General features: G+C 38.3%; 17 protein-coding genes and 1 other annotated feature. All 17 genes read left to right on the top strand.

The window, feature by feature from the left end:
* Window positions 1–126: 126 nt before the first annotated feature.
* The 17 genes from CP367_RS07895 (at window position 127) to rpoZ (ending at window position 13,166) form a co-directional block, all read left to right on the top strand.
* Window positions 127–1,503, top strand: a complete 1,377-nt coding sequence (locus CP367_RS07895; protein ID WP_089145981.1) for a DUF2325 domain-containing protein — start codon at window positions 127–129, stop codon at window positions 1,501–1,503.
* Window positions 1,504–1,586: 83 nt separating this feature from the next.
* The gene (locus tag CP367_RS07890; protein WP_023488793.1) at window positions 1,587–2,423 is read left to right on the top strand and encodes a YitT family protein; all 837 of its coding nucleotides are present in this window, start codon (window positions 1,587–1,589) and stop codon (window positions 2,421–2,423) included.
* Window positions 2,424–2,485: 62 nt separating this feature from the next.
* Window positions 2,486–2,566 (top strand) — a sequence feature (ribosomal protein L21 leader region).
* A gap of 15 nt (window positions 2,567–2,581) precedes the next feature.
* Window positions 2,582–2,893 carry a 50S ribosomal protein L21 gene (gene rplU / locus CP367_RS07885; protein WP_003627604.1) on the top strand — a complete coding sequence of 104 codons (312 nt, stop codon included), beginning with the start codon at window positions 2,582–2,584 and terminating at the stop codon, window positions 2,891–2,893.
* 18 nt (window positions 2,894–2,911) lie between these two features.
* Window positions 2,912–3,202, top strand: coding sequence for a 50S ribosomal protein L27 (rpmA, locus tag CP367_RS07880; protein WP_005721978.1), 291 nt, complete (start codon window positions 2,912–2,914; stop codon window positions 3,200–3,202).
* A gap of 116 nt (window positions 3,203–3,318) precedes the next feature.
* Entirely contained in the window at window positions 3,319–4,428 is a 1,110-nt protein-coding gene (locus CP367_RS07875) for a Xaa-Pro peptidase family protein (RefSeq protein ID WP_089145980.1), read from the top strand.
* An 80-nt stretch (window positions 4,429–4,508) separates the two neighbouring features.
* On the top strand, window positions 4,509–5,078 hold the full coding sequence (efp, locus tag CP367_RS07870) for an elongation factor P (protein WP_005719407.1): 570 nt from the start codon (window positions 4,509–4,511) through the stop codon (window positions 5,076–5,078).
* Between the two features lie 18 nt (window positions 5,079–5,096).
* Window positions 5,097–5,528: an Asp23/Gls24 family envelope stress response protein gene (locus tag CP367_RS07865; protein ID WP_005719405.1), complete on the top strand. Its 432-nt coding sequence runs from the start codon at window positions 5,097–5,099 to the stop codon at window positions 5,526–5,528.
* Window positions 5,528–5,923, top strand: a complete 396-nt coding sequence (gene nusB, locus CP367_RS07860; RefSeq protein WP_005719403.1) for a transcription antitermination factor NusB — start codon at window positions 5,528–5,530, stop codon at window positions 5,921–5,923. The genes CP367_RS07865 and nusB overlap by 1 nt, the downstream gene beginning before the upstream one ends.
* Window positions 5,924–5,977: 54 nt before the next feature.
* On the top strand, window positions 5,978–6,829 hold the full coding sequence (locus tag CP367_RS07855; RefSeq protein ID WP_068813881.1) for a bifunctional methylenetetrahydrofolate dehydrogenase/methenyltetrahydrofolate cyclohydrolase: 852 nt from the start codon (window positions 5,978–5,980) through the stop codon (window positions 6,827–6,829).
* Window positions 6,816–8,183: an exodeoxyribonuclease VII large subunit gene (xseA, locus tag CP367_RS07850; protein ID WP_089145979.1), complete on the top strand. Its 1,368-nt coding sequence runs from the start codon at window positions 6,816–6,818 to the stop codon at window positions 8,181–8,183. The genes CP367_RS07855 and xseA overlap by 14 nt, the downstream gene beginning before the upstream one ends.
* Window positions 8,164–8,406 (top strand): exodeoxyribonuclease VII small subunit, encoded by a 243-nt coding sequence (locus CP367_RS07845; protein ID WP_005719397.1) that lies wholly within the window; start codon window positions 8,164–8,166, stop codon window positions 8,404–8,406. Before xseA ends, CP367_RS07845 begins: the two co-directional genes overlap by 20 nt.
* A gap of 2 nt (window positions 8,407–8,408) precedes the next feature.
* Window positions 8,409–9,278 carry a polyprenyl synthetase family protein gene (locus CP367_RS07840; protein ID WP_005719395.1) on the top strand — a complete coding sequence of 290 codons (870 nt, stop codon included), beginning with the start codon at window positions 8,409–8,411 and terminating at the stop codon, window positions 9,276–9,278.
* Entirely contained in the window at window positions 9,279–10,091 is an 813-nt protein-coding gene (locus CP367_RS07835) for a TlyA family RNA methyltransferase (RefSeq protein WP_089145978.1), read from the top strand. It begins immediately after the preceding gene.
* 10 nt (window positions 10,092–10,101) lie between these two features.
* Window positions 10,102–11,784, top strand: coding sequence for a DNA repair protein RecN (recN, locus tag CP367_RS07830; protein WP_013086537.1), 1,683 nt, complete (start codon window positions 10,102–10,104; stop codon window positions 11,782–11,784).
* Window positions 11,777–12,214 (top strand): ASCH domain-containing protein, encoded by a 438-nt coding sequence (locus CP367_RS07825; protein WP_005719391.1) that lies wholly within the window; start codon window positions 11,777–11,779, stop codon window positions 12,212–12,214. The genes recN and CP367_RS07825 overlap by 8 nt, the downstream gene beginning before the upstream one ends.
* 107 nt (window positions 12,215–12,321) lie before the next feature.
* On the top strand, window positions 12,322–12,936 hold the full coding sequence (gmk, locus tag CP367_RS07820) for a guanylate kinase (RefSeq protein WP_005719389.1): 615 nt from the start codon (window positions 12,322–12,324) through the stop codon (window positions 12,934–12,936).
* Between the two features lie 5 nt (window positions 12,937–12,941).
* Window positions 12,942–13,166 (top strand): DNA-directed RNA polymerase subunit omega, encoded by a 225-nt coding sequence (gene rpoZ, locus CP367_RS07815; RefSeq protein ID WP_003547927.1) that lies wholly within the window; start codon window positions 12,942–12,944, stop codon window positions 13,164–13,166.
* Window position 13,167: the final 1 nt, after the last annotated feature.

Below are 13,167 nucleotides of genomic sequence, written 5' to 3'. Positions count from 1 at the left end.
ATTGTCTGCTTTTTGCGTAAAAAATTTAATCACTAAAACGATCAATCAATTAACACTACTTCATAAAAATTAGTATAATTATGTTCGTTACTATTAGTAAGTTATACAATAAAAGTGGTGAGAATAATGTATGATTATCGAAATAATATCAAAATAATTTTAAATAAAACTGAGGCTGATGATAAAAGTCTCGAAAATAGTTTAAGTGCGATTAAAGCTATCCTAAATATGGCCGAAGATAATACAGCTAAAAAATCTGAGACTGAATTAGTAACTCAACCTAAGAATAAAATTGCAAATACACAATCAATTGCACAAAGAAATGCAGATTTAAAGCAATTTAAGCAATTATTGATTGGGCTGACAGCCTTAATTGAGACTCCAGGTGATGAAAAAGCTAAAAAGAGTTCACTTGATGCTTTACACAAGTTGACGTTTGTTCCAGGCGTTGGCAAGCGCTATGGCAATGTTTTGGGTAAATTGGATCAGGCAATTCAAAAATCTAAGACAACTAAAGAAGCTGTTAACAAGAAAATTTTTGAAGAAGCAATGAAGCCCAAAGAGCAAACTAAGCGCGATTATCGTAAAGGACGCCGCTATACTGTTATTCGGGCTTTATCAGGCTGTAATTTGATTAATGATAGTGGTCAAATTGTTTACCGTATTAAAGAATCACAAATTCACTCTTTGAATTTAAAGAGTGGTGACATAGTTGAAGCTATTGAAAATCGAGATAATCCAAATTATGAAGCAGAAGTCTTGCGCGTGGTGGGTTATCGCAAATTGCGCATGCGTGATTATGACCCAATCGAAGAATTCCGGTATGCTGTGGTCCGCGGCAAGGCCAATCAATTAGCTATCACTAGAAATATTAAGGGCGAAAAGTTGCGAATTCGCGGTAAGGATATCACGATTCCGGTTGATTCAAGTTATTATCAAGGTGAAAATATTCATCTTGAAGATGGTTCAATTGTAGATCTAGCTTGGTATACGGGTGATGTTCGCATTAAGAAAAATCCTGCTGAGGCAGTACAGATTCGTTGGATTTATCAAGTTGATCCGCCTAAGAAATCAGATCTGTCGTATCAAAAGAAAAATAAGTCAAAGAAAGAAGAAACAGAAGAGTTAACTAAACTCGATATGAACTTGCACTATCAACGGGTAGGAATTGCGATTGGTGATAATCAAAATGAAGGAATATTAGAAGGGATTGTTTCGCGCTATAATGGGATCCCAATTCCAATAGATGCTTTTGAAGGCAAGAAGAAGGTAATGGAACGGCAAATCAAAGACTTAGATATTGTAATCTTGATGACAGCTTATGCTGCTCATGATGCTACTTGGAATATTCAGGAATTCGCTTCAAAGTATGGTGTTAAATTTGCCGTTTCTTCATCTAAAGGTTACCGTTCTTTTGAGCGAGCATTATATCGAGCTGAAAATGGTTTACCTGCTTATGAAGGAACGCAATCAATCGATTATAAAGAAGTTAAAAATAAATAATTTGTTAATATTATTTTGTTTGCTTGAGCTGACAGATGATTTTTCGTTAAAATAGTACTAACTAAAAGAAAGGACGCTTAATAATGAAAAACATTAAACAACGTTCCTGGATGAGATGGTTGGTATTCTTAGCAGGACTTGAAATTATTGCAATATCAATCAATCTTTTTTATGGACCAATTAATATTGCAGCTGGTGGCTCAACGGGTATTTCTATTCTAGTCGATGCAGTCTGGGGAATTAATCGATCAATTACAGTGTTTGTAGTGAATGGCTTGATGCTGATTTTGGCGGCAATCTTTTTAGGCAAAAAGACTACCCAAAATATTGCATTAGGTAGTTTGCTCTTACCAGTTTTGATGGAAGTTACGCCTAGCTTTAAAGCAGTGAATAATGACCTACTAGCCGTAATTTATGGTGGTGCATTAATGGGACTTGGAGTTTCGCTACTTTATCGCGTTAATGCCTCAAGTGGTGGGACAACAATTCCGCCGATGATTCTGAAGAAATATTTTTATTTAAATCCTGCAACTACACTTTTATGCATTGATATGGTAATTATTTTCTTGAACATTTTTGTCGATGGTTGGAATGCTTTCTTCTTAGCAGCATTTTCTCAAGTGGTAACTGCCATTACGATGCGCTACGCGGAGACCGGTTTTGATAAAAAGTATCAAGTCAGAATTATGAGTAATTCAGATTTAAACCGAATTCAAGATATGCTTAAAGAAGATTATCAAGGCCTGACGATTTATGATGTTATAGGTGGATATAGCGACGAAAGCAAGCGTCAATTATTAATCGTAGTTGATCCACGTGAATATGGGCCACTTATTTCTAAAGTACATGAGATCGATCAGGATGCGTTTATCATTACCGAAAATGTTGCAAAAGTGCATGGCGGTCAATGGCGAATGTAAAAAAATAATTGATCTTAGTCTAAAAGCGTTGTATGATATAAGAGTTGTATTTGTGGAGACCTCCACATCTGCAACCGCACGGCTTGAGGTTAGAAGTCTTCTTATGTAAGAAGCACCCCAGTTCGGCGAGTCTAAGTATTTTTTTCGGAGGTGTACAAATGTACGCAATTATTAAGACCGGTGGTAAGCAATACAAAGTTGCAGAAGGCGATAGCGTATTTGTAGAAAAGCTTGATGCTGAAGAAGGTAGCTCAGTAACTTTTGACGAAGTTATCCTTGTTGCTAATGGCGATGACGTTAAGGTTGGTACTCCATTAGTAGATGGTGCTAAGGTAACTGCTAAAGTTGAAAAGCAAGGCAAGGAAAAGAAAGTTGTAACTTTCAAGTACAAGCCTAAGAAGCACTCACACAGCAAGTATGGTCACCGTCAACCTTACACTAAGGTTACAGTTGAAAAGATTGAAGCTTAATTCAGAGGTGAAATGAATATGAACATTTTAGGTATGAAATTATACGCTCACCACAAGGGTGGTGGTTCTACTGCCAACGGTCGTAACTCAGCTGGTCGTCGTTTAGGCGCCAAGGCTGGTGACGGTCAAACTATCCACGCAGGTACTATTATTTACCGTCAACGTGGTACTAAGATTCACCCAGGCAAGAACGTAGGTCAAGGTGGAGACGACACTTTATTTGCACTTGTTAACGGCGTTGTTAAATTTGAACGTCTTGGCAAGTACAAGAAGCAAGTTTCTGTATACCCAGCTGAAGAAGCTAAGTAATTCAGAGATTAACATGAAAAGGCGAGTAGCATAAGCCACCCGTCTTTTTTTATGGCTTTTTCCGCCCAGAAACATGTATAATTAAACCAATATCATACAAAAAGAGGGTCTCTGAGATGGAAAATAGGCAAGAATTATTATCCTTAATTAACCAGCGAATTGAGCATGTAACTGATTTAATTAAAGAAGCAAATGCAGATGCATTGATTATTTTTAATCAAGCTAATTATCGATATCTAACCAATTTTACAGGGGAAGAAGCACAATTAATTTTGACTGCTAGTGGCGAACGAGTACTTTTATCAGATTCTCGTTTTGCTGGACAGATTAAAGCACAAGCACCTGGCGAAATGGATGTTGTAATGAAACATTCTAGTGATTATGAAGAACTTACTAAGGCCTTGAAAAAAATGGACGTCAAGAGGGTCTTAGTTGAAGGTGAATTCGTTTCAGCGAGTGAATATGAAAAACTTAAGCAACTAAATCCAGAACTTGAATTTGTGATGGTTGAAGAATTGGTTGAACGAGTACGTAATATTAAAGATGATCTTGAAATTGCAGCATTGCGCAAAGCAATTGATATTTCAATGGAAAGCTTTAAAGGTATTTTGCCGATGATTAAGCCTGGCGTTAAAGAACGTGCAATTGGTGCTAAATTGGACTACCTATTTAAAGTTAATGGCGGCGATGGCCCTGATTTTGATACAATTGTAGCTTCCGGTGTGCGTTCGGCTTGGGCTCATGGCGTTGCTAGTGACAAAGAATTAGCCGAAGGCGATATGATTGTCATTGACTTTGGTAGTTTTTATCATGGCTATGCGGCCGATATTACTAGAACCGTTGCCTTAGGTGAAGTTGATGCTGAAATGCATAAGATTTATGATATTGTGCATGAAGCACAGCGCCGCGGCATTGCCGCGGCAGTTGCAGGTAATACTGGATATGATGTTGATAAAGCAGCACGTGATTATATTACAGAACAAGGTTACGGTCAGTATTTTGGACACGGTATCGGTCACGGCATTGGTCTTGAAATTCACGAATTGTGTCAACCAGCTTTACCTTTTAGAACTACTAAATTGGTCAATAATATGGTTCATACCGTAGAACCAGGAATCTACTTGCCAGACAAGGGCGGTGTTAGAATCGAAGACGATATTTTGGTCCATGATCAAACGCCTGAAACTTTATCCACTTTGCCAAAGGATGAATTGATTTCCCTATAATAGCTATTTAATTTATCGTATTTATGGTAAAAAAGCTTCAAGATTGGTAAGATAATAATTGTAGAAATGAGGGACTTAATATGACAATGATTTCAGTAAACGAATTCAAGAATGGCTTGACTATTCAATACAACAACGATTTATGGCGCATTGTTGAATTCCAACACGTAAAACCAGGTAAGGGTAGTGCCTTTGTACGTTCAAAGCTTAAGAGTTTGAGAACTGGTGCTGTACAAGAATATACTTTCCGTTCAACTGCTAAGGTTGAAACTGCAGACATTCAAACTAAATCAATGCAATACTTGTACAATGATGGCTCAAGTTATGTATTCATGGATACTTCTACTTACGATCAATTAGCAATTCCAAATGAACAAATTGGCGATGAAGCTAATTACTTATTGGAAAACATGATTGTTAACGTAGTTATGCACGAAGGTGAAACTTTAGGTATCCAATTGCCTAACACGGTTGATTTGAAGGTTGCTAAGACTGAACCTAACATCAAGGGTGATACTTCATCAGGTGGTGGTAAGCCAGCTACTATGGAAACTGGTTTAGTAGTTAACGTACCATTCTTCATTAACGAAGGTGACGTTTTAACTATTAACACTGCTGATGGTACTTACGTATCACGTGCAAATAAGTAGTTTATTTGAGGTAACAAAATGGCAGATAGTTCAAAAATTCTTTTAAGTGGTGAAGAAAACAGCGAGCAAATTAAAATTGATCCAAGTGTTCTAGAAGTTATTTTGGGTATTGCTGCAGAAAAAGTTGATGGTGTTGCCGGAATGCGCGGCAGTTTGAAATCAGGCTTAAACTGGGTTTTCGGTCGTGAAGATCATGGTAAGGGCGTAAATATTAGTGTTGATGACGATAATAAGCTAATTGCTGATATTTATGTTTATCTTGAAAGCGGCGTTAACGTTCCTAAGGTTGCAATGACGTTGCAAAAGAAGTTGAAGGCACAATTATTGCAAATGACTGATCTTGAGCTGAAGGCAATCAACGTTCATGTTGTCGGTTTAGTTTTCCCAGAAGATGAGAATACTGACCAGACTACATCAGAGCTGTTTCCGGAGGACGAAGAAGAAAAATAATGAACCAACACGAAAGTCGAAAAGTTGCTATGCAAGCCGTTTATTTGGCTAATCAGGAGCCAGATTTAACTGCCGAAGAAGTTGAAGCAAAAGTCGTTGCAACGCTTAATTTAAAACAGCTTTCTGCCTATTCTAAGAAGTTAATCGAAGGCGTACTAGAAGATCGCAAAAATTTACAGTCTGAACTAACTAGTCATTTGAAAAAGGGCTGGCGTCTTGAACGTGTAAGTCAAACTGTGGTAGCTATCATGGAAGTCGCTTTGTTTGAAATCAATCATAGTGATGAGATTGATGCTAAGGCAGCAGTTAACGAAGCTTTAAATTTATGTGACGAATTTGCTGAGCCTAAAGAGAAACCATTTATTAATGGGATGTTAGCAAACTTTGTTAAATAGCGATGAATAGCCGGCAGTTTTGCCGGTTATTTTTTTATAAAGGAGACAAAATTAATGGGAGAAATTCTTGATGGTAAAGCATTTGCAAATGAATTGGGACAAAATCTTAAAGAAAAGGTTAAGAATTTAAAAGAAAAAGGAATAACGCCACATTTTTGCGTAATAAATATTGGGGATGATCCTGCTAGCAAGATCTATGTCCGTACTAAAAAACGGCGTGCTAAAAAAATGGGCATCATTCAAGATATTTATCAAATGCCTGCTGATACTGAGCAAGCAGAAGCATTGGCTTTGATTGATAAATTAAATGCCGATCCAACAATTAATGGAGTAATGGTACAGTTACCAGCTCCAAAGCAAATTGATGCAGATGAGTTACTAGAGAGAATAGATCCTAATAAAGATGTTGATGGGTTAACGCCAGCTAACATTGGTCGTTTGTGGATGGAAGATCATTTTATTGAACCAGCTACAGCTGAGGGAATTATTGCTCTATTAAAGCACTATCAAATTAAGCTTGATGGCAAAAATGTTGTGGTTGTTGGGCGCAGTAATATTGTAGGTAAACCACTTGCAGCTCTAATGCTTGAGCAAAATGCAACTGTTACTATTTGTCACTTACATACTCAGAACTTAGGGGAAATCACAAAAAAAGCTGATATAGTTGTATCTGCTACTGGACAAGCATTTTTGATCACTGCTGATATGGTTAAAGATGGAGCAGTTGTTGTTGATGTGGGCATGAATCATGTTAATGGTAAATTAGTTGGTGATGTTGATTTTGACAATGTAAAAGAAAAGGCTAGCTACATTACTCCCGTTCCTGGTGGGGTAGGCCCACTTACAGTGCAATTTTTAATGGAAGCAGTAGTTAAATTGACTAGGAGACAAAATGGCCGAGAATAAATATTTAACGGTTACTGATTTAAATTATTATATTACGCAAAAATTTAAGAATGACCCATATTTGCACAAAGTCTTCTTACAAGGCGAGCTATCTAATTTTCGCTATCGCCGTAATTCGCACCAGTATTTTTCGTTAAAAGATGAAAAATCGAAGATTAATGTAGTAATGTTCCGTTCCTTCTTTGAAAAGGTGAAATTTAAGCCAGAAGAGGGAATGAAAGTCTATGTGGTTGGCTATGTTAGCGTTTATGGACCACAGGGCTCGTATCAGTTTTATGCTGAGCAGATGGAACCAGCAGGTCTTGGAGCATTATATGAGCAATTGAAGCAATTACAAGCCAAATTAGCTAAAGAAGGATTATTTGATCCTGCTCATAAAAAGCCATTACCCCATTTTCCTGATCGAATTGCAGTAGTTACTAGTGCTTCTGGGGCAGTTATTCACGATATTATGGTTACTGCTAATCGGCGATTCCCACATGCAGAAATTGACCTGTATCCTGCACAAGTACAAGGTGATACTGCGGCAGATTCTTTGATAAGGGCGATGCAGCAAATTGCAGCACAAGGTGACAAGTATGACGTAATGATTATTGGCCGTGGTGGTGGTTCACTAGAAGATTTGTGGCCATTTAATGAGGAAAAAGTTGTGCGTCAAGTCTATGCTATGCCAATGCCGGTAATTTCTTCGGTAGGTCATGAAACAGACACTACTTTATGTGATTTGGTTGCCGACGCACGTGCAGCGACTCCAACTGCGGCGGCTGAATATGCTACGCCAAATACGCTGGATGAACTTGCTCATATTAAGCAATTAACTAGTCAATTAGTTGCTAGTATGCAAAATATTATTCGGTCAAAGCGTGATCGTTTAAGCCGGGTGCAAACTTCTGTTATCATGCGAGAACCAACTAGGTTATATGACCAACAAATTCAGCAGGTTGATCAATTAAAACAACGTTTGCAAAATAGTATGCAAAATCGCGTAACGCATTCTGCACAAAGTTATCAATTATTAAAACAGCGTTTATTTAGTGTCAGTCCTGATAAAAAAATTAATCAGCTGCAGCAGCAAAAACAATTTTTGCAGCAGCGGATGATTGATAATATGCAGCATTATTTAAAGAATAAGCGCAATGTTTTTACTCAAGTAATGCAACAGTTAGATGATTACAGTCCCTTGAAGACATTAGAGCGTGGCTTTGTTTATTCAACTAATGAGCATGGTGAAACAATCAGTTCCGTTAAACAAGTGCAAAAAGATGATCGTTTGTTATTGCATTTTAAAGATGGACAAGTTGATGCGGTAGTTACAAAGATAAAGGAAGAACAAAATGGCAGTAAAGAAAAATAATTTTGAAGAACAGTTAACTAGTTTGGAACAAATTGTACAAAATTTGGAAAATGGTAATGTCCCTTTGGAAGATGCCTTGAAGGAATTTCAAGAAGGCGTGAAGATTAGTCGTGATTTGGAAAAGAAACTCAATAGTGCAGAAGAAACTGTAGCTAAGTTAATTGATAGCGATGGGACAGAACACAAGCTGGATCCAAATAATGCATCAGCACCAGAGGAATAATTATGACAGCATTCACTTATTTTAAAGATCAATGGACACCAATAATTGATGATTATTTAGCTAAGCATTTGGCTAGTGAAGTGAAAGATCAGAAAATTAGCCAGATTATGGCTTATTCAGTGATGGCTGGTGGCAAACGCTTGCGTCCATTATTGTTTTTAGCAACACTTAACACATTAGGTAAAAAAATTGAGGAACCTGAAGTTCGAATTGCCTGTGGAATTGAATTGATTCACACTTATTCACTGATTCATGACGATTTGCCTGCTATGGATAACGATGATTACCGTCGTGGCAAGTTGACCAGTCATAAAAAATGGGGTGAAGCTGAGGCTATTTTGGCCGGGGATGCGCTCTTGCCAATGGGAATTCAATGGATTGCTGAAGGTAGTAATTCAGCTCAATTGGTAGAATTAATTACTAAGGCAGTGGGTCCAAACGGAATGGTTGGTGGACAATATTTGGATATTGATTCAACCAATAATGCTAGTGTTTCTGGAGACGCTAAGTTCATTAACAAGATGGAATGGCTAAAAACAGGATGCTTAATTCAAGCTAGTGTCGAAATGGCTGCTATTTTTGCAAAAGCTAGTGACATTGAAAAAGTAAAATTGATTGACTTTGCTAAAGTTTTTGGCCGATCATACCAAATTTATGATGACTTGGTTGATGTGGTTGAGACTAGCGAAGAAGCTGGTAAAGCTACGCACAAGGATGAAGCTGAAGGAAAGAATAATACTTTAACTTTGTTAGGAATTGATCAAAGTCGCAAAGAACTAACTGACTTAATTAAGCAAGCACAAGATGATTTGCATGGACTAAATGGCGAAGTGCTAACTGGCTTTTTAGATCTTTATCAAAAGGTGTTATAAATGACAAAACAAAGAGCAGATATTTTATTAGCAGAACAAGGCCTTTTTCACTCCCGCTCAGCTGCACAAAGAGCGATTATGGCAGGGCTAGTTTCTGATCATAATCATCAACGCATTGATAAAAGTGGAACTAAGTTTCCTGAAGGCGAGAAGTTCTATGTTAAAGATGATGGCAAGAAGTATGTTTCCCGTGGTGGCTTTAAACTGGAAAAAGCATTGAAGGTTTTTAACATTGATTTGACAGATAAAATTTGTTTGGATATTGGTGCATCAACTGGCGGTTTTACTGATGTTGCTTTACAAAACGGTGCTCAGATGGTCTATGCCTTGGATGTTGGCTACAACCAGTTAGCTTGGCAATTGCGGGACGACCCGCGTGTAGTGGTGATGGAAAAGCAGAATTTCCGCTATTCGAAGCCGGAAGATTTTGATCAAGGACTGCCAGATTTTGCAATGACCGATGTGTCCTTTATCTCGTTAGATTTGATCATGGCACCGATGTATGCAATTTTGAAGAATCAATGTGATGCCGTTTGTTTGATTAAACCACAATTTGAAGCTGGCCCTGAGAATGTCGGTAAACACGGTATTGTTCATGATCATGAAGTGCACAAGGCGGTAATCGAGCACACCATGCAAAAGGCATTGGAGATCGGCTTCAATGTTTTAGGCGTTGATTATTCACCAATTAAAGGTGGCAAAGGCAATATTGAATTTTTGATTCATTTACAAAAAGACGAAGCAAATGGTGGCCGCAACTTATGGCAAGGGAGCCCAGCTGAAGTGGTTGAGCGCGCCGTAAGTGGTCTATAGGAGTGAAGCTATGCTAGTTGAGCTAGATATCAAAAACTTTGCAATTATTAAAAGCTTAAAGGTTCGTTTTCAAGAAAAAATGACGGTAATCATCGGTGAAACTGGTGCTGGTAAGTCAATTATTATTGATGCTGTTTCATTACTGATGGGTGGTCGCGGTCAAAAAGAAATGATTCGTTCGGGTGAGTCCAAGGCGATTATTACTGGCTTGTTTGAATTGGATGATCAAAAAGAAAAGATCGCGGAATTGTGTGATCAATATGGTTTGCCGCACGATGACGATCAGCTGGTGATTAGTCGTGAATTAGCTGTCAAGGGCAGAAATGTAGTCCGGATTAACGGGCAATTGACGACGATTAATGTTTTGCGCGAGATTGGTAGCTATTTGGTTGATATTCACGGCCAGCATGATCAGCAAATTTTGATGGATCAGGACCGGCAGATTGACCTAGTTGATAATTATGCCCCTGCTTCTTTTAAGGCAGATTTAGCCACTTATCAAACTGATTATGCTCAATGGCAAAAGCTAACCAGTCAATTGCGGCACCTGCGTCAAGATGCCCAAGAATTAGCTCAGAAGCAAGATATTCTGCAGTTTCAGAATAATGAATTGGAAGCAGCCGACCTTGAGGATCCACAAGAAGATGAGAAACTTGAGGAAGAATATAACGAACTAAATAATTATCAAAAAATTGCGGATACGGCGAATTACTTCATGCAATTGTATGATGACGATGAGCATGGAATTGCGACTTTATTGGGGGATGCCCAGAATGCTGCAACTGATTTAACTGAATTTGGTTCAAAATTTAAGGATTTTGCTAAGACAGTTGATGATGGAGTTTATGCTTTAAATGACGCCCGCAGTGAATTATCGAACTTAATGGATGCAATGGACTTCGATGAGGAACGTTTTCAATATGTGACTAACCGCTTGGATACCTTGAATTCATTGAAAAAGAAGTATGGCCCAACCTTGGCTGATGTGTTTGCTTTTTATCAAAAAGTACAAAAAGAACTCAGTCAATTTGAAACAGGCGGCCTTGATGAGGAAAAATTGCAAGCAGAAGTTGCCAAGATTGAAGAAAGAATGACCCAAGAAGCTAGAAATCTGCATTTAATACGCGAGAAAGTTGCCCATTCACTAGAAGAGCAAATCAAGCAAGAACTGGCTGATCTCTACATGGAAAAAGCTCGCTTTTCTATTAACTTTGATGAGACGAAGACCTTTACTGACAAAGGGACTGACGCTATCGTCTTCTTGATTGCGCCTAATCCAGGTGAAGACTTGATGCCGTTAGTTAAAATTGTTTCTGGTGGTGAACAATCAAGATTGATCTTAGCTTTGAAGGCAATCTTCAGCCGAGTTGAACCAGTGGGTACCATGATTTTTGACGAAATTGATACGGGAGTTTCTGGCCGAGTATCGGCTGCTATCGGGAAAAAGATGCACTCAATCGGTCGCAACAAGCAGGTAATTGCAATTACGCACTCACCGCAAGTGGCTGCCGCGGGTGATCAACGCTACTTGGTAGCTAAGCAAGTAAAAGATGGTTCAACCTTTACTCAAATAGGCCCACTTAGCAAGGAAGAAACCATTACAGCGATTGCACAGATGATGGCTGGACAAGATGTAACCGATGCAGCAAAGAAGAATGCTGCAGATTTGATTAAGAGTATTAAAGATGACTAGTATTAGTAAATTTTGGCGTGATTTTTGTGTAGAACATCAAGTAAGTCCTACAGCATTAGAAGGTGCTTTTGCTTTTGGAGCTAATAGCCGGGATGCAGATATTCTTAGTGATTTGGTCAAAAGTGGAATTAAGACGGCAACGACTAGCCTGTATTCTGCGCAAGAAGATGTACCGGTTGTAGGGATGTACGCAATTGTTTTAAATGGACGAAATGAACCAGTTTGTGTGATTCAAAATAAGACTGTTGAGATTATGCCATTTAAAAATGTCTCAGCTGAGCATGCCTATTTAGAAGGCGAGGGCGATCGCTCATATGAATCTTGGCGTAAAGTACACGAGAAATTTTTTGCGCGCGAATGTCAAGAACTGGGACGAGAGTTCACAGATGAAACTGAAGTAGTGTGTGAGACATTCGAGAAAATAATTTAGTAAAGGAGCAGACGATTTTGTCTGTTTTTTTGTATGCAAAGAGAAAACTTGAAAAAGAAACAATTTTAGTGCAAACTAGATATATTACAAGTTAAGAGGAGTTCAGCATGGCAGATAAAGGTTTATTACTTGTGCTTTCTGGTCCTTCCGGCGTTGGTAAAGGAACTGTTAAAAGCGCGATTGTTGAAAACAAAGTCTTTCCATTTGAATATTCAGTTTCAATGACTACGCGTCAACCGCGACCAGGTGAGGTTAATGGCCAAGATTATTTTTTTGTTAGTGAAGATCGCTTTCAAGAGGCTATTAAAAATGGTGAGTTGTTAGAATATAATAAATATGTCGGTCACTATTATGGTACACCTCTTGCACCAGTGAAGAAGATGCTTCATGATGGCAAAGATGTTTTACTTGAGATTGATGTTAATGGGGCACAAAAAGTACGTGAAAAGATGCCCGATGGCGTGTTTATCTTTTTAACCCCACCAGATCTACATACGTTACATTTGCGTTTGGAACACCGTGGCACCGAGTCAGAAGATGTAATTCGTGGTCGAATTAAGCAAGCGCGCAATGAAATTTTGGAGATGGAAGACTATGATTATGCAGTAGTTAATGATACAGTAGCTAATGCAGTTGATCATATTAAAGCGATCGTCGATGCAGAACATGTCAGTGTTAAACGTGTAATTGATGACTATCGTAAGATGGTCAAGGAGGATTAATTATTATGAGAATTACTTACCCATCAATTGATAAATTATTGTCACGTGTTGATTCACGCTATTCATTATCTGTTCTTGCCGCTAAGAGAGCACATGAACTTGAAGCTGGTGATCCACCAACTTTGGAACATTTTAAGTGTGATAAGGCTGTTGGTAAGGCACTTGAAGAAATTGCTGCTGGTAAAGTTACTGTTGACCCAGCTCATGCCGAGGTTAACCTCGAAGATTAAT

Origin of the sequence: Lactobacillus sp. UMNPBX16 (assembly GCF_002553775.1) — a bacterium.
GTDB classification, from domain to species: Bacteria; Bacillota; Bacilli; order Lactobacillales; family Lactobacillaceae; genus Lactobacillus; species Lactobacillus crispatus.
Note: the sequence above shows the minus strand (reverse complement) of the source record. Positions and strands in the feature narration are given on the sequence as shown.